The sequence below is a fragment of the Schaalia sp. lx-260 genome, from assembly GCF_021083645.1.
Lineage (GTDB): Bacteria > Actinomycetota > Actinomycetes > Actinomycetales > Actinomycetaceae > Pauljensenia.
In genome coordinates this window covers 210091-232495 of the sequence record NZ_JAJNRQ010000003.1, presented here as the reverse complement: position 1 = coordinate 232495, position 22405 = coordinate 210091, and the positions used below count along the sequence as shown (strand labels likewise).

At 49.3% G+C, this 22405-nt stretch carries 14 protein-coding genes; 10 read left to right on the top strand and 4 right to left on the bottom strand.

What is annotated here, in order from left to right; translation table 11 throughout:
• The first annotated feature begins 305 nt into the window (after window positions 1–305).
• From galK to eno, 5 genes are all read left to right on the top strand, one after another.
• Window positions 306–1574, top strand: coding sequence for a galactokinase (galK, locus tag LRP57_RS05010; protein ID WP_231205436.1), 1269 nt, complete (start codon window positions 306–308; stop codon window positions 1572–1574).
• A 71-nt stretch (window positions 1575–1645) separates the two neighbouring features.
• Entirely contained in the window at window positions 1646–2254 is a 609-nt protein-coding gene (pth, locus tag LRP57_RS05005; protein ID WP_231205435.1) for an aminoacyl-tRNA hydrolase, read from the top strand.
• Between the two features lie 52 nt (window positions 2255–2306).
• Window positions 2307–5948 (top strand): transcription-repair coupling factor, encoded by a 3642-nt coding sequence (gene mfd, locus LRP57_RS05000; protein WP_231205434.1) that lies wholly within the window; start codon window positions 2307–2309, stop codon window positions 5946–5948.
• 66 nt (window positions 5949–6014) lie between these two features.
• The gene (locus tag LRP57_RS04995; RefSeq protein WP_231205433.1) at window positions 6015–6596 is read left to right on the top strand and encodes a hypothetical protein; all 582 of its coding nucleotides are present in this window, start codon (window positions 6015–6017) and stop codon (window positions 6594–6596) included.
• A gap of 241 nt (window positions 6597–6837) precedes the next feature.
• On the top strand, window positions 6838–8118 hold the full coding sequence (gene eno, locus LRP57_RS04990) for a phosphopyruvate hydratase (protein ID WP_231205552.1): 1281 nt from the start codon (window positions 6838–6840) through the stop codon (window positions 8116–8118).
• Window positions 8119–8237: 119 nt separating this feature from the next.
• Here eno and LRP57_RS04985 read toward each other — a convergent pair whose 3' ends face one another.
• Window positions 8238–9305, bottom strand: coding sequence for a LacI family DNA-binding transcriptional regulator (locus LRP57_RS04985; RefSeq protein WP_231205432.1), 1068 nt, complete (start codon window positions 9303–9305; stop codon window positions 8238–8240).
• Window positions 9306–9408: 103 nt separating this feature from the next.
• Here LRP57_RS04985 and LRP57_RS04980 point away from each other — a divergent pair, with 103 nt between their 5' ends.
• From LRP57_RS04980 to LRP57_RS04970, 3 genes are all read left to right on the top strand, one after another.
• Window positions 9409–12516, top strand: coding sequence for a glycoside hydrolase family 2 TIM barrel-domain containing protein (locus tag LRP57_RS04980; protein ID WP_231205431.1), 3108 nt, complete (start codon window positions 9409–9411; stop codon window positions 12514–12516).
• Entirely contained in the window at window positions 12513–12956 is a 444-nt protein-coding gene (locus LRP57_RS04975) for a hypothetical protein (protein WP_231205430.1), read from the top strand. Before LRP57_RS04980 ends, LRP57_RS04975 begins: the two co-directional genes overlap by 4 nt.
• A gap of 82 nt (window positions 12957–13038) precedes the next feature.
• Complete coding sequence (locus tag LRP57_RS04970; RefSeq protein ID WP_231205429.1) at window positions 13039–14514, top strand: amino acid permease; 1476 nt, start codon at window positions 13039–13041, stop codon at window positions 14512–14514.
• 184 nt (window positions 14515–14698) lie between these two features.
• On the opposite strand, the gene LRP57_RS04965 is transcribed toward LRP57_RS04970, so the two are convergent.
• Window positions 14699–16210, bottom strand: a complete 1512-nt coding sequence (locus tag LRP57_RS04965) for a zinc-dependent metalloprotease (RefSeq protein ID WP_231205428.1) — start codon at window positions 16208–16210, stop codon at window positions 14699–14701.
• 133 nt (window positions 16211–16343) lie between these two features.
• Between LRP57_RS04965 and LRP57_RS08330 the strand changes: the two genes are divergently transcribed.
• Complete coding sequence (locus LRP57_RS08330) at window positions 16344–17567, top strand: YlbL family protein (RefSeq protein WP_231205427.1); 1224 nt, start codon at window positions 16344–16346, stop codon at window positions 17565–17567.
• A 65-nt stretch (window positions 17568–17632) separates the two neighbouring features.
• On the opposite strand, the gene LRP57_RS04955 is transcribed toward LRP57_RS08330, so the two are convergent.
• Window positions 17633–18193: a PPA1309 family protein gene (locus tag LRP57_RS04955; RefSeq protein ID WP_231205426.1), complete on the bottom strand. Its 561-nt coding sequence runs from the start codon at window positions 18191–18193 to the stop codon at window positions 17633–17635.
• Window positions 18194–18355: 162 nt separating this feature from the next.
• Here LRP57_RS04955 and LRP57_RS04950 point away from each other — a divergent pair, with 162 nt between their 5' ends.
• The gene (locus tag LRP57_RS04950) at window positions 18356–21463 is read left to right on the top strand and encodes a UPF0182 family membrane protein (RefSeq protein WP_442984709.1); all 3108 of its coding nucleotides are present in this window, start codon (window positions 18356–18358) and stop codon (window positions 21461–21463) included.
• A gap of 206 nt (window positions 21464–21669) precedes the next feature.
• Here LRP57_RS04950 and LRP57_RS04945 read toward each other — a convergent pair whose 3' ends face one another.
• Window positions 21670–22257, bottom strand: a complete 588-nt coding sequence (locus LRP57_RS04945; protein ID WP_231205425.1) for a 1-acyl-sn-glycerol-3-phosphate acyltransferase — start codon at window positions 22255–22257, stop codon at window positions 21670–21672.
• Window positions 22258–22405 lie beyond the last annotated feature (148 nt).

The following is a 22405-nucleotide window of genomic DNA, read 5'->3' as shown; positions in this document are numbered from 1 at the left end:
AATCCAACCTGGAGGTTGTTAACGTTGATGGTGCGGTTAGTGATATGCGCACCAGAAGGGGCAATGGTGACCTATCATCTCGACCTTTATCCACTTCGTAAAAGAAAGACGCGCTCATGATAACCGTAGATGTGGTACCTACCATCGGATGCGCCTCAATGCTTCCTACAGCAGCGTTGATGCTGATTGAGTAGGAGGGGCATGTTCCGCGGTACTGAAACTTCTTGCGTGTATATGCGTAAATTCAGGTGCGCGTGGGCTGGCGTGGATACGTGTGAAAGAAAGAATAAGTGAAGGTAAAAGACATGCTCAGCGACAAAATAATTACATGGAATGAAGCTGTTGATCCCCGTGCAGGTATTGAAAATGCGCGGACGCTTTTCGTTGAAACTTTCGGCACAGAACCGACAGGCGTATGGTCAGCTCCGGGACGAGTCAACATCATCGGTGAACACGTGGACTATAACGGAGGCCCATGCCTGCCAATAGCGCTTCCGCATCGTGCCTATATTGCTGTATCCATGCGAAATGATCGTCGGATACGTTTAGTATCCCCTCAGACACGAGAACAGATTGATGAACTTGATCTTGACCAGATTGGCCCACGTGGAAGCGAATATGAAGTAACGACGTGGGCAGCGTATCTTGCGGGAGTGGCTTGGGCTTTTGAACGCGCAGGTTATGGGCCACTGCAAGGTTTTGATGCTGCTTTATGGTCATGTGTGCCACGGGGCGGAGGCCTCTCATCATCGGCAGCTTTGGAGTGCGCTATGGCTGTTGCCCTTGATGATTTAGGTGATTTTGGCATTGCTGGGACGGTGCAGGCTCCCCATGATGAAGGGCGGAAAATCCTTGTCGATTTGTGTCGGCGTGCTGAAAATGAAATCGCCGGTGCGAATACAGGGGGATTAGATCAGACGGCTTCTTTGCGTTGTCGCGCTGGGCATGCGCTTGCATTGGATTGTCGAGATATGTCGGTTGCACATATTCCTTTTGACCTTGCCAGTGAGGATCTTGCCTTACTGGTTATTGACACGCGGGCAGCACATTCTTTGGCTGACGGCCAATACGGTCAACGTCGTGCAGATAGTGAAGAAGCTGCGCGTATCCTCGGGGTGAATCTGCTTGTTGAAGCTGAGGATGTGGAAGCTGCCACGCACGTGTTATCTGAGGTAGGTGCTGATTCCCAGCGTTTGGTGCAGCGCACGCGGCACGTGATTTCTGAAATTGCGCGGACACGGGCTTTCGTTGATGTGCTCACGCAAGGGCCTCTTGAAGGGGAACGTTTGTATGTTGCTGGAGCTTTAATGAATGATTCTCATGATTCTTTACGTGATGACTATGATGTTTCGTGTGAGGAATTAGATGTCGCTGTAGCTGCTGCCCGCGCAGCGGGAGCTTACGGTGCTCGTATGACTGGGGGAGGCTTCGGCGGTTCAGCTATTGCTTTAGTTCGCCTCAATGAGGCTGAGAAAGTTGCACGAACGGTCGTTCGTGCCTACGCAGATCGTGGATGGGAAAGCCCTCATTTTCTGACAGCAATCGCTGGCGCTCCTGCAGGGAGGGATATCTGAGGCTGTGAAACAGCGAACCTCTTTGTTGTTCACAGAGCCTATGCCACTCAGATAATGAGAGAATCATGGACATGAATTCCTCTGCTCCTTGGCTCATCGTGGGACTGGGAAACCCCGGTGCCCAGTATGCTGATACGCGACATAATGTCGGTCATATGACCGTGCAGCTCCTTGCAGAACGGGCAGGAAATACTATGACCTCCCATCGTGCAAGTAGTACACATACCGCTGATATACGTCTAGGAACACTACCCGGAGGAATCCCCGGCCCACGTGTCACACTCGCCATAAGCGATAGCTACATGAATACCAGTGGCGGCCCAATTTCACGCCTGATGAAGTACCTGAATATAGGGCCAGAACAGCTCCTCGTCATACACGATGACTTGGATTTACCTGCGCACGAGTTACGCCTGAAAAAAGGCGGCGGCGAAGGCGGACATAATGGCCTCAAATCGCTGACCCAGCACCTAGGAACACGTGACTACTTTCGTTTACGCATTGGTATAGGACGGCCCCCAGGTCGTCAAGATCCTGCCGCGTATGTCCTTGCTCGGCTGAATGTGCGTGATCGTGCAGAAATGAATGTCACGATTGAACAAGCCGCAGATGTGGTGCAAGACATGGTGCTGCATGGTTTTGTTGAAACACAACAAAAATTGCATACAGCTCGTTCTTAATATCGTTCTTAATAGTGTTATTCCTAAGTGAACCCGTAGTGAAAGACGTTACGTGAAATTCGCTGGACTTTCCTCCCTGCTAATCCAAGACCCGGCATATGCGCAGGCATGTGAATCAATAGGCCGTGGACTCAGCGGCACACTTGTTATACCTGTAGGCGCACGCCCGGCCTTGATTGCGGAAATCGCGCGCAATCTGGCAGATCATCACAATGCTCATGCGCACAAAGCGCCACTCGTGGTCGTGACAGCCACAGGACGTGAAGCACAATCGCTGGTGCAGGCTCTGCAACAATGGGTTCCCGCACATGATGTTGCTCTTTTCCCAGCATGGGAAACTCTGCCTCATGAAAGACTATCCCCACAGGCCGATACGATCGCTCAACGTGTTGCTGTTTTACGCCGCCTGAAACATCCGATGCACAACAATCCGAATGCGCGTCCTGTCCGTATTCTGGTGTGCCCAGTACGTGCTTTTGTGCAACCTGTGATCGGTGGTTTAGGTGACGATGAACCCGTGTACGTGCGCGTCGGTGACCGTGTTGATATGACTGACCTTGTTGCCCGCTTGACTCACCTGGGATACCAAAGTGTTGATATGGTCGAAAAACGCGGCCACTTCAGCGTGCGCGGTGGAATTATTGATGTTTTTGTTGCACATGAAAAACATCCTTTCCGCATCGAATTATGGGGAGACGAGGTAGAAGATATTCGTATCTTCTCTGTTTCAGATCAACGAACCATTGAACAAGCTACACATGGGATGTGGGCAACTGCTTGTCAAGAAGTTCTACTGACACCGCAGGTGCGTGAGCGTGCCCGTCAAGCTGCACAGCACTATAGTGGGGCTGCGGAACTCCTTGAATTAGCTGCTGAAGGTATTCATGCCCCCGGTATTGAATCACTGGCCCCCCTCATTGTTCCCCACATGGAACGCCTCTTAGATTCCATTCCAGAAGCTTCCCCAATCCTCGTATGTGATCCTGAACGTGTACGTTCGCGTGCCCACGATCTCGTGGCAACAACGGAAGAATTTTTAACAGCCGCATGGTCCGCAGCGGCCGGAGGTGGCACCATCCCTCTGGAAGCCGATCATGCCTCATTTATTGATTATGAGGAACTACGAGGCAAGGCTGGCCGCATATGGTGGGACCTGACATCCTTACCGCCCGCAGAATTACTTGAATCACTTCCCGTATCACCTGCCACCACAGGGGACATAGATGATAGCCCTTCATATACGGGTGATACTCAAGCGATTATTGCTTCCCCGACCATCATGGCTGTTGGTATGCGTGAAGCGCATGCTTATCGTGGTGACATTGAAAAAGCAACGAGTGACCTTACAGATTTAGCTCGCCAATCATGGCGAATCGTTCTTGCCTCGGATGCGCCCGGTTCAGCACAGCGCATGACACATGTTTTGAACAGTGCTGGTCTAGCTGCGCGACTGGTTGAAGAACTGTCAGTGTCAGAGATGATCCCAGCGACTGTGCATGTCATTGCAGCACCGATGGGGAAAGGATTCGTTGCGCCTGACCTGAAATTTGTTCTCCTGACTGAACCTGATCTGACTGGCAGGCAGGGGGCGACAACGAAAGATATGCGACGTATGCCTTCACGTCGCAAAAAAGGTGTGGATCCGCTGACCTTAAAAGCGGGGGATTTAATTGTTCATGAACATCATGGAATTGGACGATTTATTGAACTGGTTGCACGAACTGTTGGTCGTGGTGATAGTGCGGTAACTCGTGATTATCTGGTCATCGAATACGCTCCGTCGAAACGTGGACAACCAGGTGATCGTTTATTTATGCCAACAGATTCCCTCGACCAAATTTCAAAGTACACGGGGTCTGATACGCCATCATTGACCAAAATGGGTGGTGCTGAGTGGGCGAAAACAAAAGCTCGTGCCCGCAAAGCAGTCAATGAGGTCGCTAAAGAACTGATTCGCCTGTACGCGGCGCGTCAGGCTACGCGTGGATATGCGTTTTCGCCGGATACGCCGTGGCAACGTGAATTAGAAGATGCTTTCCCGTATGTGGAAACGCCGGATCAGCTTGTCACAATTGATGAAGTAAAAGCCGATATGGAAAAACCTATCCCAATGGATCGCCTGCTCACAGGTGATGTGGGTTACGGTAAAACAGAGGTCGCGGTTCGTGCAGCTTTTAAGGCCGTGCAAGACGGCAAACAGGTGGCAATTTTGGTGCCAACGACCTTGCTTGTCCAACAGCATGTGGAAACTTTCCAGGAACGTTATGCGGGTTTCCCTGTGACGGTGGCGGCATTGTCACGTTTTTCTACGCCTCAAGAAACTGAACGCGTCCGTCAGGGCTTAGCTTCAGGTGGGGTGGATGTGGTGATTGGAACCCATGCGCTGCTCACAGGAACGGTGGCTTTCAAAGATTTAGGTCTGGTGGTGATTGATGAGGAACAGCGTTTCGGTGTGGAACATAAAGAAACGTTGAAAGCCTTGCGTACAGATGTGGACGTGTTATCGATGTCTGCTACCCCTATTCCGCGCACATTAGAGATGGCTGTGTCGGGTATTCGTGAGATGTCGATTTTGCAAACGCCTCCTGAGGAACGTCAACCGGTTCTTACTTTCGTTGGGCCGCATACAGATGCTCAGGTTATTGCAGCTATTCGACGGGAATTACTGCGTGATGGGCAAGTGTTTTATGTGCATAATCGGGTGGATTCAATTAATTCGGTTGCGGATCATATTTCGCAGTTGCTTCCAGAAGCTCGTGTGCGTGTGGCGCATGGTAAGTTAACGGAGCATCAGTTAGAAGAAGTGATTATTGACTTTTGGAATCATGATTTCGATGTGCTTGTATGTACGACAATTGTGGAAACAGGTCTTGATATTTCTAATGCGAATACGCTGATTGTGGATCGTGCCGATATTTTTGGCCTCTCACAGCTTCATCAGTTACGAGGCCGTGTCGGGCGTGGGCGTGAACGCGCCTATGCGTATTTTTTCTATCCGCAAGATCGGACGCTTACTGAAACTGCGCATGAACGTTTGTCCACTATTGCTGCTCATAGTGAATTGGGTTCAGGTTTAGCGGTTGCGCAAAAGGATCTTGAGATTCGAGGTGCCGGTAATCTTTTAGGTGGCGCACAGTCGGGGCATATTGAGGGTGTAGGTTTTGACTTGTATGTGCGGATGGTTGCCGATGCTGTAGCTGCTTATAAAGGTGAGAAAACTGAGAATATGACGGATGTGCGTCTGGATGTGCCGGTGGACGCGCATATACCTGACAGTTATATTCGGGGTGAGCGTTTGCGTCTTGAAATGTATGGTCGTATCGCTTCAACGAAGACGCCTCAGGAAGAATCTGATGTGCGTGTGGAACTTGAGGACCGTTATGGTCCTGTTCCGCGTGAAGTGAATTTATTATTTGCTGTGGCGCGTTTGCGTGAGGTTATTCGTGCTGCTGGACTTGAAGAAGTGATGCTTCAAGGAAAGTATGTGCGTTTTTCTCCGGTTCACTTGGCTGATTCGCAGGTGATACGTCTTAAACGTTTGCATCCGGGGGCTGTTATTAAAACAGCGGTCAGGCAGGTACTTATTCCAGCGCCGATGACTTCGCGGATAGGTGGAGTACCTTTAACCGACGAACCTTTGTTAGAGTGGATACGGGATGTGGTAACGAAGATCCTTGTTCCGTTCTCTGCATGATTTAGAATGAGTGAGGAATCGGCCGGTTGCGTGCTGGCAGTGTGCCGTAAAGCTGGAGGAACAGTAATGAAATTAGTGGCGTGGAAAAAAGCGTGTGTGGTTGCGGGTCTTGCTGTCGCCGCTGTGGGGATGAGTGCCTGTTCAGCGCAGCCTGGTGTGGCTGTATCTGTAGGTGATGTGGTGTACACGCAGGCGCAGGTTGAAGAAGGTGTACGTCAGTATGCTGAAATGATGGGTAAGCGTCCTCAGGCTGATCGTTTGGTTCAAGCATTGCCGGCGTGGGCAGTAGGTATTGCTCTTGGTCAAAGCCAAGGTGTTGCTTTAGATGATACGCAGGTGCGTGAGCAGCTGGGTGTGCTGAAAGAATCGAATAATATTCAGGCGATTCCGGAAAATCCAGGAAAAGTTGTGTCGGATTTGGTGCGTTACTCATATGTGCAGCAACAACTGGCAGCCGTTTCACAAGATTCACAGAAGGCCGCTCAGTTGTTGGATACTTTCAAGGATCTTCAAGCTCATATGCCGGTGAGTGTGAATCCGCGTTATGGGTCAGTGGATATGCAAACGGGTAATCCGATTAAACCATTATTTGGTGATGTGGTGGCCGCTGATTCTTTGGGTGCGACTGCTATGCAGCAAGGCCAGTAAAGACTGAGAATCAAGGGGGAGTATGCGGGAGTATGCTCCCCTTTTTCATGTGATTTACCTCATGGCTATTATGTAGTGCTGTACATGAAAATGGGGACTAATGTCATCTTCTCTTTCATTTGGTGAGGGTGGATAAGGCTGGTCAGTATAGGGGAAATGAAATTCCAGGATGACCTCAGGCCCGCCACGTACTAACGTTATCTTTGACCGCAGTCACGCAGTTGATCGATTGGAGAATAACGTGGCAATGATTGAAGGCATTGGAGCACGCGAGATTTTGGATTCGCGCGGTAACCCGACCGTTGAGGTTGAGGTCCTGCTTGAGGACGGAACCCATGAGCGTGCGGCTGTTCCTTCAGGTGCTTCTACAGGCGCGTTTGAAGCTGTAGAGCGTCGTGACGGCGATAAGGGCCGCTACTTGGGTAAGGGCGTTCAGGATGCTGTTGAAGCTGTGAGTGAAGTGATTGCCCCTGAACTTATTGGTGAAGATGCCGCCGATCAGCGCCTCATTGACCAAGTGATGATTGACTTGGATGGTACTGACAACAAAGGCAAACTGGGTGCGAACGCAATTTTGGGCGTCTCCTTGGCTGTTGCTAAGGCTGCTGCAACTTCTGCAGGTCTGGAACTGTACCAGTACCTTGGTGGCCCTAACGCCCATGTCCTTCCGGTTCCGATGATGAATATTCTTAATGGTGGTTCACATGCTGACACCAACGTGGATATTCAGGAATTCATGATTGCTCCTTTGGGTGCAGATACATTCCGTGATGCCTTGCGTTGGGGTGCAGAGGTTTACCACACGTTGAAGGCTGTTATTAAAGAACGTGGCCTGTCCACAGGTTTGGGTGACGAAGGTGGTTTCGCACCGAATCTGTCGTCGAATGCTGCTGCTTTGGACTTGATTGTTGAAGCTATTGAAAAGGCTGGATTACGTCCTGGTGATGATGTGGCTTTGGCTCTGGATGTGGCTTCTACCGAGTTCTTCAAGGATGGTAAGTACCAGTTCGAAGGTGAAGCACGCCCGACCGAATACATGGTGGATTACTACGAGAAGCTCATTACCGATTACCCACTGGTTTCCATTGAAGATCCATTGTCTGAAGATGAATGGGATGCATGGACAGCTCTGACCACTCAGATTGGTAGCCGCGTCCAGTTGGTTGGTGACGATTTGTTCGTTACGAACCCTGCTCGTTTGCGCAAGGGTATTGATTTGGGTGCTGCTAATGCGCTGCTGGTGAAGGTAAACCAGATTGGTTCTTTGACAGAGACTTTGGACGCTGTAGAAGAAGCTCACCGTAATGGTTATCGTTCAATGACTTCTCACCGTTCCGGTGAAACTGAAGACACAACGATTGCTGATTTGGCTGTGGCAACTAACTCCGGTCAGATCAAGACGGGTGCTCCGGCACGTTCAGAGCGTGTGGCAAAGTACAATCAGTTGCTTCGTATTGAAGAACAGCTGGGTGAAGCCGCTGTGTATGCTGGTCGTTCCGCATTCCCACGTTTTGGTCGCTGAAAACTGTAGGTGATGCTACCTAGTTCAGGTGTATCGTCACCGTAAGGCGTAGTGATTATTCAGGGTGAGGTGCTTATGCGCCTCACCCTGAATGTGTTTTTGTGAAAAGTAGTGACTATTTAGGTTGTTTCGCGGATATGCAGGTGTGTTGGCAGTAGCACGCTGCGTGGAGCGTGACCGTTGAGCATATCTTGTGTCAATGCGAATGCGTGCGCGCCTTGTTCGTGCATGGGTTGAGCGATGGTACTGAGCTGTGGTGAATCGTCACTAGCTGTGGGGTGGTCGTCGTAGCCGATAATTTTTACGTCAGTGGGTACGGTTAGGCCATGCGCAGTGAGGACGGAAAGGGCTCCTCGGGCAATGCGATCTGAGGCAGCAAGGACGCTGTCAAAAGGAATTCCTGAGGCCAAAATGTCACGCATGGCTTGTGCTCCATTTTCTGGTGACCATCCGCCCCAGCGTATGCGTGAGTTATCTAGGTGAGGGAATATTTGTCGGTACCCTTGGAGTCGTTCTTGTGCGGCGGGTTGTTTGGGTGCGCCTAATAAAGCCACAGGATTGCGGGAACCGCGTGAGGCAAGATGAGTGGCTGCTTGGGCGGCTCCTCGCCTGTCGTCAGAATAGACGAATGAGAATCGGTGGCTCCAGTGGGGAATATGGTCTTGTCCACATAAGACAACGGGGATGGTGTGTGTGAGTAGGGGAGTGAGGAATTCTTGATCGGCCCAAGGGGAAAGGTGAATGACTGCGTCTACTGCTTGATTTGTTATGAGACGTAAGGCTTTGCGCTGCTCAGCGGGGGTTGCTGTGGGGAGGAGGATGGGCATGTAGGGGGTTGCAGCCATTGCGTCGGTAATTCCGCGGAGTATAAGCGCGAATGTGGGGTCGGCAAAGAAGGTGTCGAGTGGCTCTGATATGACGATGGCGATGGATTCTGATTTGCCTGTGGCAAGTGAGCGGGCGCGAATGGAGGCTGTGTAGTTGAGGGTGTCGATAGCGTCTTGTACTGCTTTTTTTGTGCTGCTGGATACTGGATATGTTCCTGAGAGTACGCGGGAGACTGTTGCTTTTGATACTCCTGCGCTTCGTGCAACGTCATCAATGGTGGGGCGTTTATGGGGTGTGTGAGGCATATGTGTAGGGGTCTTTGGGTGGGGGAGTAATTCGTATCCCATTGAGTATGCCATATTTTTTATAGTGTGAGTTGTTTCATAATAAAGAAATTTTTTTCACTGTAGTATGTGATATACGATATAGAAACCGGTTTCTATGCGTCGAAGAGGACACAATATGTTGACGTATCCATGGGAAAACCCCAACAACTTGGCTGCAGGGCGATTACCTGCCCATGCCTATTTCTTGCCCTACCGCACACGAACCCAAGCACTACGCGCATGCGCCACTGCCTCACTTATCCCCACACGTGAAGGGGCCAGCGACTACCTTTCCTTAAACGGTCCGTGGTATTTCGCCCTCTATGACAATCCACAGCGTATCCCTGCGGACTTCCCACACATTCTGCAAGAAAACTACGACATCGTCACCGTGCCTCATATGTGGCAAATGGATGGATACGGAAAACTCCAATACACAGACGAAGGCTATCCATTCCCAATAGACCCACCGCATGTTCCATCACAAAATCCCACAGGCGCATACCAACGCGTATTCACCCTCGACCAAATAGATCCCACACGACGCTACATTCTGCGTTTCGATGGAGTGGAATCATACTTCCAAGTAACCCTCAACGGGACAAACATTGGCTTTTCAAAAGGCTCACGTCTAAGCGCAGAATTCGACATCACAGACAGCCTGACCCCTGGTGAAAACCTTGTGACGGTTATGGTATGCCAATACAGCGACGGTACATATATTGAAGACCAAGATATGTGGTGGGCTGCCGGAATATTTCGTGAAGTCTGGATACTCAGCAGGCCCTCTATTTACCTCCACGACTTTTACCTAACGACTGCGATGTGCGAAAAAGCGGCTCAACTCAACCTTGAAGCCACATTGAACAGTGCTGGGACGGATATGCTCCTCGAATGGGAAATCCACGAAAAACACACATCACATGTCATCGCCTCAGGTACTCACAAATTTGATGCCACAGGACACCTCAACCTGACACACACCATCGACACAGTACAGTGGTGGAACCCTGAAAAACCCATACTCTACACCCTCATAATGACTGTGCGCCACGCAACGGATAACAGTTTGAGCGAAGTAATTCCCTATCATTTTGGTTTCCGTGACATCAGCATAAAAGACGGGAAACTCCTACTCAACGGTCAATACTTTGTTATGCACGGCGTGAACCGTCACGACCATCACCCTGATCGTTTACGTGCAGTCACAATGGAAGACGTCGCACAAGACCTACATATGATGAAAGCGCACCACATCAACGCCGTGCGAACATCGCACTATCCGAACGACCCCCGCTTTTATCAGATGTGCGACGAACTAGGACTTATCGTCCTCGCTGAAACAGATCTTGAAAGTCATGGCTTTGCCACCGTCGGTGACATATCGCGGCTAAGCAATGATCCCACATGGGAAAAAGCCTACGTAGACCGGATTGAACGTCATGTTCTTGCCCAACGTAACCACCCCTCCATTGTGATGTGGTCACTAGGAAATGAATCAGGATACGGATGCAATATTCGTGCAATGGCAGCCCGCTGTCGAGAACTTGATCCAAAACGCCCAATCCACTACGAAGAAGACAGGCACGCAGAAGTAACAGATGTCATCTCCACAATGTACTCACGGGTATCGCAGATGTACGACTTTGCGCAAAACCCTCACCCTAAACCACGAATCCTCTGCGAATACGCACATGCAATGGGCAACGGTCCCGGAGGCCTGAGCGAATACCAAGAAATAATCGACACATACGACCACATACAAGGCCACTTCGTATGGGAGTGGATTGACCACGGCATACGAATAACAGATGGCGACGGAATAGAAAGCTACAAATACGGTGGCGACTTTGGTGACAAGCCCAATAACGGAAACTTTTGTATTGACGGCCTAGTATTTCCCTGGCGTGAACCAAGCCCCGGCCTCACAGAATACGCTGCCGTTATCGCGCCCATACGTTTGACGTACACAGGAACCCAGCTTCACGTACGCACCCGCCGCTATTTCACGCCACTGGAACACGTCACATTAACGATGACTGTGTATTACGACGCCCAGCCGGTACAGACATGCACAACGACATGCCCTCCTCTATATCCACGAGAAACAACAACACTTGAACTGACAGATTTCTTCGATGAAAAAGTCGTGAACGGCCAAGCGGACACCCTCAAAAATAACAGAAGTACCCCGCGCGAAATCTATATCACTATACGCGCCTTCCAAGGAACAGATGAGGAAACTCAGAGCGCACCAGTGACACTGGGACAAACCCAAATCATGATACGTGAACGCGCTTGGGAGGACGGACATAAGCGAGTAGGCGAAAATGCAATCCACACTCACGAAGAAAAACACGTATCCCTTGCATGCCAACAGACAGATGAAGAACACAGCGTGAGTGTGCAAACATCACGTGGCCGCTGCACATTTGACCGTATCACCGGTCGCCTTTTGAAATGGTGCTACAACGGGTACGACATACTGACCCATTCGCCACATCTGACCTTTTGGCACGCCTGCATCGACAATCACGCCCAAGAAAACGCAGAACTGTGGGCACCACGCTACTTACACCTATGTCAAGAAGCAACACGCTCTGTGCAATGGGAACAGCACGAGGACTACGTGCAAATGACTGTACACACCACTATCGCTCCACCCGCACACGAATACGGAATGAGGTGCATCTACACCTGGTACATACACGACAACGGCACTATTGACCTCCACGTGAGCGGCCAACCATACGGACCTTTCGCGGACGTGATTCCTCGTGTAGGAATACGCATGGGTGTTTCTCGCGACATGTGTTACGTGAACTACTACGGGCGTGGTCCTGAAGAAAACTACCCGGATTCATGCCAAGCACAATTGCTCGGACGCTACAGCACTCATATCGCACATATGGTCACCCCTTATGTGGTTCCGCAGGACATGGGAAATCGAAGCGAAATTCGAGACTTTACGTTGAGTAACGCTCAAGGACACAGCCTGCACATTGAGGCAGTCGATTGCCCCGTGAATATTCGAGCATTGCCTTACACAGATGAAGTATTAGAACAAGCACAACACAGCGATGAATTATCCGAAGCAGATCACATTGAAATGAATATTGACTGGAAACTCCTAGGACTCGGATCAAATTCATGGGGTTCTGAAGTATTAGAAAAATATCGCGTGAGATGGGAACCCTTCTCACATTGGATCCGTTTCTCCGTTACTCAACAGGGGGAAAAATGAAAGTCTTTTCATCACTCCCAAGCGCTATGGATGTGCTCGCCGGCCACAAAAAATGGGATCGCACTTTTGAAGCTATACGCATATGCACACAGCTACCTGCAGGCCCAACATATTCGGTTGGTGACTCACTGACATGGCGCATTGTGAAACAAGAGGACAGCGACAAACATTTTGTCGCGCGACGCAGATACCAGCGTGTGCTCTATTGCCTCAGCGGGCAAGTGGAATACGACATATGCGCGCAATGGGAAAGCACACAACCCTACAGTGATTTAAGTGATACCCACACAGTCGTAGGGGAGTACTCCACACATACTTTGCCCCCCGGAAACCTGCTCATTGTTGATATCACAGAAGGGACGCGAATACGAATAGGGCCGGACGGTTGCGCACTTTTACTCCATGTCACAGTGGAAGGACATTCTTTTCACAACAAGTAGGTGTCTGCCTCTTATAACACCTGCATCTACCGATCATCAGATCACGGTCACATAACATGTACTCATTGATAAAGGAAAACATATGACTTCATCAGCTCGTGCCAGAGTCGGCACATATGCGCTTCTCACCATGACGGTGGCTGCTGTTTTTAATTTCCGCAACGTGATTAATAATTCAGTGTCCATTGGTTTAGCCTCAGCTCCTGCTTTCTTATGTGCCACATTGCTGTATTTCTTGCCCTACACGCTCATTGTGGCCGAGCTGGTCGCATTGAATAAAAACTCCGAATCCGGTGACTACCAGTGGGTAAAAACATCACTGGGAGGCCGTTGGGCATTTCTTGGAGCATTCTCCTACTGGTTCGTTAATCTTTTCTACTTTGCTTCTTTACTGCCCATTGTTTTGGTGTATGCCTCATACGCCTTCTGGGGTGAAGAAAAAGTACTTTCGCAAACGGCAATCACTGTTATTTCAATTGCGATTTTTGCTCTAGCAACATGGGTGTCCACCAAAGGTGCCTCATGGATTGGCTCAGTGACAAATGTGGGAGCCACACTCATGATGGCAATGTCTTTAGCATTCGTTATTCTCACACTTAGCGCACTGATGGGCGGTCTTGAACCAGCTACTCCCATCACTTTAGAAGCAATGAGCCCCGATACTACATCTTTCGCTACAATGTGGGCCTTTTTAGGTACATTAGCGTGGATCATTCAAGGAGTCGGCGGAGCAGAATCTGTGGGAGTCTACATCAACGACTTACGAGGTGGCGTGCGCACTTTCATTCGGACAATCATCACCGCCGGTTTGCTCATCGGCTTACTGTACGCAGTAGCCTCACTGTTAATGACAGTTTTTGTCCCTGCCGGTGAATTGTCCTATTCATCAGGTATTTTTCAAACAATGGGAGCTTTAGGCTCGTATTTTGGTTTGAGCACTGCACTGGTGAATCGGATTGTTGGTTTCGTTATGCTTGCAGCCACCCTTGGCTCTTTACTGATGTGGACAGCAACACCGGTGAAAATCTTTTTCTCTGAAATTCCAAAAGGAATCTTTGGTTCACGCTTGGTTGAACTCAATGACAAAGGTATTCCGTGGCGCGCCGCATGGGTGCAATTCGCTATCGTGGTACCAATTTTGATTATTCCGGCTTTAGGTTCAGATTCTATTAACGGCCTACTGGAAATCGTTATTAATATGACCGCAGCAACAGCTCTTATTCCACCACTCTTTATTTACCTTGCTTACTTCTTCTTCCGCAAAAACTATGACGCTATTCCGCGTAAATTCCGCGTTGGATCGCGTACTTTCGGCATGTCAATGGCAGGATTCATGATGGTGGTTTTCAGCTTTGTATTTATCACCGGAACACTGCCTTTTGGTCAAGAAGTATGGCTCACGCTTGTGTATAACATCGGTGGCGTTGTGGTCTTTATTGGTGGAGCCTATGTGATATACGCACGCTATATCCGTAAATTACGGCTCACAGACCCTGAAGCAGCTCAACGTGAACTCACGCCTACAGCCGTGTATATGACACCTGCGGATACTCAGTGAAAAAACAGCAGCTAATACACTCAGATCGAAAAGCTCACACAGGTCTGAATACCATTGGCTGAAATAGAAAAACATGCGGGTGGTTTCCTTATCTGTAAGGGAATCACCCGCATGTCGCATATGAGTGCTTTTCCCTTTCATCCGTTGAAGTAATGAGCAAAGGAAAAAGGGTGAGCCGCTACTGTCAGTTCGTTGTGGAATCGTCCTCATCGTCATGATCTGACATACTCGGTCCCTCATTGCGCATTGAAGCATCGGGATCGGTATTAGCATCAGGCATTAAACCTTCTGCCCAACCCATAGTTCCATCTAAAAGCGCAGCCAAAGCATCATCAATATCCGCATCTTGTTCTTGCGCTGCTTGCCTCATCACCAGGAAAGCAGAAGGAGAATCTAAATCTTCTGACGTAGGAATCATATGAGGATGCGACCATAGGGCGTCTCGTCCCTGCCGTCCCTGCTCTGCCTCCACTAAGCAGAAAATCTCAGCAGCACCTCGCGCGCGACGTGGCCGCATATGCAAGCCGATAAGGGAACCTAAAATTTCTTCCGCTGGCGCTCCTGAGGCTCGACGGCGACGCATCATTTCACGAAGATTATCGGCATGAGGCAGGTAAGGCATAGCTGCCTGAGTGGTCACGACTTCGACCCATCCCTCAACTAAAGCCAGAAGGGTTTCTAAACGAGTCAGTGCTTCACGTTGCTTAGGTGAAGGTTCAGCAGAAAAAATAATATTCCCATTCAGGGCTTCTTCTAATGAGTCAGGATCGGAAGGATCCACCTGTGAAGCTGCTAAAGAGATAGCATCCATATCGATAGCAATATGCGTAGAATACTTTTCCACTGCGCGAATAAGGTCCCCAGCCAACCACGGTACAGCAGCAAATAAACGCTGATGAGCACACTCACGTAAAGCAATATATTGCTGAACTTCCTCAAAAGGAATATCTAAACCATCAGCAAATGCTTCAATGTTATGCACGATGACGGCAGCAGAACCCGCGCCAGCCAAAGGCAAACCAACATCTGTTGAACCAAAAGACTCTTGCGCTAATGCGGATAAAGCCTGACCAACCTGAGAAGCAAACATGAGGGAAGCTAGCTGAGGCATCATCTGTTGCGTATGTCCAAAGAGCGCGCGAGCCTGCTCAGGAAGATGCTCTATAGCCTCATCATTGTCGCCGAATTGAGTGCGGATAGCCTCAGATAATGAGCGAGTCACATTTTGTGCTACAGGTTCACATACGCGTTTCCACACGTCAACAGTATTATCAACCCACTGTGTACGTGACCATACGTGACGGCTGACCTGTCCAGGCATAAAATCAGTAACCGCGTCCAACCATAAGTCGGCAACAGTTAGTGCTTGGCGAGCTCTTTGGGCTTGAGCTGCCGAAGGTAGTGGATCACCGGCAGTGTAGGCTTGCTGACGCGCCAAATCAGTGGCAACTTTCCAATTGACAGGCTCAGTAGAAGTTGACATGAGGTACTGGAACTGGCCGATAGCTGCTTCCATATGCGCCGGAGACGGAAAATGCTGAGCAAAATCCTGAGGATTAATCCCTGAGGCTCGTAAAGCCCGAGCAGCTTCATCTGCGGCTTCATCCCCAAGAAGCTGACGCAAGAACTGTGCGAAGGAAGAATTATCAGCGTCAAAATCATCGTATGACAAAGGATCAGTGTGATCGTCATTCATAAAAAAGACATTAGCCTGAACACAGATAACAAGCGCGTTGAAAATATGGGAATTTCCTGTGAGTGTCCTCGCTGTTCGCTGAAATATCATGCGTGAACAGGTGCGCCTGCACTCTAGGAGTCACAATAGAGGCGTGCCTGAAGAAAAGAAAAAAACAGAAGCTGAATACGCAACCCACGCTGTGCAGCATAACGCTCCGGGGCTGCTGCTTCGTCTGAGGCAAAGCCTTCACACGTCAGTAAAAGAAATACGTTTACGCGTATGGCTTACTTTCGCGCTGGTAAGCGGTTTAAGTATTGCTGCAGTGGCAATACCGCTTCCGTATGTCATTACAAGTCCAGGCCCTACAGTTGATGTAGTAGGTATGTGGTCAGGTAAACCGGTCATCGACATCACAGGTACGCACTCCGACACTCATCAGCCTCTTACCTTAGATGCCCCTCATACAGCAGAACAAGCAACAGGGGAGCTTCGTCTGGTAACAGTGTCAGAAATGGGAGGGCCGGGTTATTCGGTCAATGCGCTCACGCTCCTAGTGAAATGGTTGGAAGGGGGAAATACTATCCAACGCTACAGTGACGTGTATGGTCCGCAGGTCACACATGAACAGATCGAACAATTCGGTAAAGCACAGATGAAAAGCGCCCAATCCACCTCATCAGTGGCAGCATTAGAAGAACTCGGCTGGAGTGTGCCAGCGACAGTGACCGTAGAAGGAACTGTCGAAGGAAGCGGAGCACAGGAAGTCCTCCATGAAAAGGATATTCTTCGGACAATAATTACTCCCGATGGCGTGCGCCATGAAGTAAATTCTGCTTCTGTTCCTTTCCGCCTGATGCGTCATGTTCCTGCTGGTTCACTTGTGACACTTGAAGTGGAACGAGGCGGTGTACTAACCAGCGTGGAAGTACAGACAACAGCTTCTGAAGGAATTGACGAAGGCGAAGGATCAAAAATTGGTGTGTATTTATCAGCAGATGTGATGATGCCTGTTGACATTCACATTGACTTGGAAAATATTACGGGTCCCTCTGCTGGAATGATGTTTGCTCTGGGAATTATTGATCGCATGACTCCCGGTGACATCACGGGTGGACAAAAAATTGCAGGAACAGGAACAGTGAGTTACGACGGGCAGATAGGTCCGATCGGTGGAATACAACAAAAAATGAGGGGAGCTGTACGTGATGGTGCCATGTGGTTCCTTGCTCCGCAGATGAACTGCTCAGAAGTCATCGGTCACATACCTGAAGGATTACATGTATTTTCAGTGTCAACACTTAGTGAAGCAAAAGCTGCTGTTGAAGCAATAGCTTCAGGGCGCACACAGCAATTACCTACCTGTCAGGCTCCCTAAAGGCAATAGAGGACAGGCTGTGTCCCTCAGTTTTGCTTTGCATGAAGGAAATTGTGTATTCAGACTTATTCCTGCGGAGCAAAAGAAGCCAGTAAAGCCTCTGTCAAGCTGGGAGCTAAAGCCGATCCTTGCCCTACCTTATCGTCACTGTCATGTGAGCGACTACGAACCGCTGACCAAGATTGGCCAGTACGTAAAACTCCAGCAACCAAACGCACATCTGTACGTGCAGGATGATTCTGGATAAATTGGAGGGCGAGTTCAGGATCCATCGGAGCTTCTTCTTCTACTTGAGGAGGAACAACAACACGTTCCACACTGACTGCGGCCCCTGCAACTTCCTCAGGCCAAGCCAAATGACCAAGAATATCTTCTAAATCATTTTCATAAAGGTCGTCTTGAATGATGGCGCTCAAATGCTCCGCGCTTCCATCCCACCCGTGTTTTAGTTGCTTTTTCACATCCACAGGCAGGTCACTGCGTTCAAGTAAATCCTGTGTTGGAACCAGCGCATACAGTGAAGGTGCATGATCCCATCCAGCACGTGCAGCAGTTTTTTCAATGTCAACGACGACATTCGCTAAAGCAATCTGTTGGCGTGTAGGCATAAACTCAGTGGAAGTCATAGGAATATTTTCGCATTTTATGTGCTCAAGATCAGCAAAGACCAAGTTTTGGTGAAGGATCGCATGAGGCATTTCAACGCTCATCCACTTACAAGCGGTAGCTTTCCTCATTGAGCATTAGGATGGAAATAAGTAAAAGAAAAAATACGAGAGGACTGCTCAGTGAGCTTCTTCCCCATGTCATCTGATAACTCCCAACCCAAAATGCCACGCGCATTCTCACTCCCTTCTAAAGGAATGAAACCAGGCATTGTTGTCGTCCTCGTTTTGGCGCTGCTTGGTCTATTTGTTTATGCTGCCGCCTCTTTTTGGACAGAGATCTTGTGGTATCAGCAAATGGAATCTACACGAATCCTACTGACACGTTGGATCGCTATTGCTGCCCTATTCCTTATCGGTTTCCTGGTAACCACTCTTGGAACACGATGGGTTTTCGCATGGTCATGGGCGCGACGTGAAGCTGCTACGAGAGGGCAAATATCTGCAAATTTACGAGGATACCGTGAAGCTCTTGAGCCTGTTCGTGGCTTAGTTTTCTGGGGCGTGTCCTTGTTCCTTGGTGTAACTACAGGTTTACGTGTAGCTACAGAATGGCAGACCATTCTGACATTTATTCACCGCACACCTTTCGGTACAGCTGACCCCGAATTCGGTTTAGATATTTCTTTCTTTGTTTTTGTTCTCCCGATGTTGCAGCTGGCGGTGGAGCTTCTTTTACGGATAAGCGTCACTATGCTAATTGCTGCATTAGTTGTTAGCTACCTTTACGGCACTATTCGCTTATTCCCACGTCCCCATGCTTCGCGTCCTGCGCGTTTGCTGAGCGGCATCTTGGCAGCAGTCGTTTCTTTATGTTTTGCTGCCTCCCACTGGTTGAGCCGCTATTCCATCATGTTTGCGCGCGGTGAAAAATGGGATGGCGCGATGTACACGAATATTCACGCCACCTTGCCTACACACACGATTCTGTCAGTGATTTTCGTACTCGTGGCGCTCCTTTTTGTTGTCGCGGCTTTCCGTGGGACTTGGCGTTTACCTGCTGCTGGCGTGGTCGTTACAATTGTGTCCTCTCTGGTATTAGGAATGGTATATCCCAGCCTTGTCCAGCAGTTCCGAGTTGTACCGAATGAACGTCAACTGGAATCCGAATACATTCAACGCAATATTGATGCAACTTTGCAGGCCTACGGCCTCGATAATGTTGAATACCAGACCTATGACGCAAAAACAACGGTGGAATCCGGTCAATTACGTGCAGATACAGAAACAACCTCACAAATTCGTTTACTTGATCCCCTTGTCATTGGTAAGGCCGTGCAGCAACTTCAACAGTCACGTCCGTACTACGGTTTTGGTAATGGTTTCAATGTGGATCGTTACACTGTTAACGGTGAAAAACGTGACACTGTGATTTCGATGCGTGAACTCAATCTTGCAGGCCTATCAGAAGAACAACGTACATGGGCGAATCTGCATACCGTGTACACCCACGGTTTTGGGGTGGTTGCTGCTTACGGTAATACGGTGACAGCCGGTGGTTTGCCCTCTTACTGGGAGCAGTCAATTCCTTCGGTCGGAGAAATGGGTGAATATGAACCTCGCGTGTATTTCTCACCCTCGACGACGACATACTCTATTGTCGGGGCACCGCAGGGAGCGCCTAACCAAGAACTTGATTATCCGGACGATAATGCGCCCGGCGGCCAAGTTTCGACAACTTTCCAAGGAAATGGTGGTCCTTCGCTCGGTAATGTCTGGAATAAATTACTGTATTCCATTAAATTCCGTTCAACCGATATTTTCTTCTCCTCACAAACAAATGAGGCATCACAAATTCTGTACGACCGTGACCCAATGCTTCGTGTCGCTAAAGTTGCTCCGTACCTCACATTAGAACAAGGCGCGTACCCCGCGGTTGTTGATATGGATGATGATTCTTCGACACCAAAGAGGCTGGTATGGGTTGTTGATGCCTACACCACAACAGATAACTACCCTTACGCTCAGCATCGAGCTTTAGATCAAGCAACAATTGATTCCCGTTCCACGGAAGCGGGACAGTACATTCAAGAAAATACCGTCAATTACATGCGTAACTCGGTGAAAGCAATTGTTGATGCCTATGACGGATCAGTTCGCCTGTACCAGTGGGATAAAGAAGATCCTGTTTTGCGCACGTGGATGAATGTGTATCCTGACACGGTTCAGCCTTTGGAGAGTATTTCTGCAGATCTTATGAGCCATCTGCGTTACCCGCAGGACCTTTTCAAAGTGCAGCGGGAACTTCTCACAAGCTATCACGTCACCAGCGGGTCAGATTTTTACACAGGTGGTGACCGTTGGCGTTTAGCGCAAGAAACTTCTACGGCAGCAGCGTCACATACGCCGGCAGCATCATCTGATACTTCTGCTTCGGGAACAAGCCAGGTAAATACTGCTGTGCAGCCTCCCTACTATTTGACGATGCAAATGCCGGGACAACCCACGGCTGAATTTTCGTTGACATCAGTTTTTGTTCCCGGCGGTGAATCGCGTCGTGAAGCTATGGCGGGCTTTATTGCTGTGGATTCTGAAACAGGAAAGCAAGCAGGAAAGATTCGTGAGGGCTATGGGAAAATCCGTTTGATTGCTTTACCCGCGTCAACAACGGTTCCTGGCCCAGGACAGATTCAAAATGCGTACGATACGAATAACGCAATCGCGTCGCAGCTCAATATTTTGAACCTGTCTGATTCCACGGTGATACGCGGTAACTTGCTGACACTTCCGGTCGGGGGTGGCTTGTTGTACGTGCAGCCTGTGTACATTCAAGGTTCAGGTAATGCACAGTACCCAATTTTACGTTTCGTGCTCACTGCTTTTGGCGATCAAGTTGGTTTTGCGCCCACGCTTCAAGAATCGTTAGATCAGACTTTTGGGGGAGACTCCGCAGCTGAAACAGCTGATGCGCAATCAAATCAGCAGGATATGTCACATCACAGTACTGATACAGTATCTGGCAGCGCTCAGGAACGCTTACATCAAGCAATCGTTGATGCTTCTGCTGCGATGAAAGCCGCAGAAGAAGCGCGTGTATCAGGCGATTGGGCTGCCTATGGTGCTGCACAAAAGAAACTGGATGAAGCGATTGCACGTGCCTTGTCTGTGCAGCAAGAACTCGGTTTTGATGTGACCTCATCAGCTCATGAAGCTGGCCAGTCATCGGATACGCAACACATGTCTGACCTTGCCCAATCAGCGGCTTCAGGAGCCACTCAGTCTGGCTCTTAAGAAAAACAATGCGTGGATGCGTCCTACCTATGATGCTGTGCAGCGGCAGGGTACATGCGTATCCAGTTGTGTTGAAGCATTGAAAGCATGAATACAGATGATCGGGGAGTAGCTGAAGCTGCTCCCCGATCATTCATACACCTATTTGCCGTGCCTGAAGTATTACTCTTGTGGCCGGTAAGCACCTTTTTAAGTGATGATGAAACTTATTCGTTTTCTTCACCGCGCAGGCGTGGAGTAGAAACCTTTTCAGGATGGACCCCTACTTTATCTGAATAAAAGGTGCGGATAACATCCATGTCTTTACGCATATCGCCACTTAAATGAATGGAATGTGTCCAGCCGAATGTGCGAGTTGTCCGGTCAATGAAGCCAAGCTGTACAGGGAGGTTTGCGCCGCGGGCTATGCGATAAAAACCTGACTTCCAGTACGGACGCGGTGAGCGTGTTCCTTTAGGGGTGAGGACAATTGTGAAAGTTTCCCCGCGATTAGCTGCTTCACGAGCTGCATGTGTAATGGTCTCAACCAGTCCGGTGGAGCGAGTACGATCAATACCGATACCACCAATTTTTTTAACAAATGAGCCAAATAACGGAACTTTTACCACAGAATCTTTCACAAAGAAACAAAAAGGCCGGTCAATGCTCCAAAAAGCTACTGCCATGAAAATAGCGTCCCAGTTAGACGTGTGAGGAGCGCCAATAACCATTGCTTGTTCAGGCAGTGGTTCGTGTACGAAAGTCCATGAAGAAAAACGCATATACGTGCGCGCGATTGCTTTCCTGAGGCGCATATGAGTGCCTTTCGCAAATGGTTGAGGATACGTGTATTCGGGATGTTGTCTTTTGAGAGGATGCATAGGTGGCGGTGAAGCACCGGCAGCAAATCTCAAACTTTACGACATACAGCCTAGATGTCACAGGCAGCGTGTCCAAGTTCGC

What these genes read in the sequence shown, in the direction of transcription:
- galK (WP_231205436.1), top strand. Translation starts at nt 306, where the DNA reads ATGCTCAGCGACAAAATAATTACATGGAATGAAGCTGTTGATCCCCGT.
- pth (WP_231205435.1), top strand. Translation starts at nt 1,646, where the DNA reads ATGAATTCCTCTGCTCCTTGGCTCATCGTGGGACTGGGAAACCCCGGT.
- LRP57_RS04995 (WP_231205433.1), top strand. Translation starts at nt 6,015, where the DNA reads ATGAAATTAGTGGCGTGGAAAAAAGCGTGTGTGGTTGCGGGTCTTGCT.
- LRP57_RS04985 (WP_231205432.1), bottom strand. Translation starts at nt 9,305, where the DNA reads ATGGCATACTCAATGGGATACGAATTACTCCCCCACCCAAAGACCCCT.
- LRP57_RS04980 (WP_231205431.1), top strand. Translation starts at nt 9,409, where the DNA reads ATGTTGACGTATCCATGGGAAAACCCCAACAACTTGGCTGCAGGGCGA.
- LRP57_RS04975 (WP_231205430.1), top strand. Translation starts at nt 12,513, where the DNA reads ATGAAAGTCTTTTCATCACTCCCAAGCGCTATGGATGTGCTCGCCGGC.
- LRP57_RS04970 (WP_231205429.1), top strand. Translation starts at nt 13,039, where the DNA reads ATGACTTCATCAGCTCGTGCCAGAGTCGGCACATATGCGCTTCTCACC.
- LRP57_RS04965 (WP_231205428.1), bottom strand. Translation starts at nt 16,210, where the DNA reads ATGAATGACGATCACACTGATCCTTTGTCATACGATGATTTTGACGCT.
- LRP57_RS04955 (WP_231205426.1), bottom strand. Translation starts at nt 18,193, where the DNA reads ATGACTTCCACTGAGTTTATGCCTACACGCCAACAGATTGCTTTAGCG.
- LRP57_RS04945 (WP_231205425.1), bottom strand. Translation starts at nt 22,257, where the DNA reads ATGCGCCTCAGGAAAGCAATCGCGCGCACGTATATGCGTTTTTCTTCA.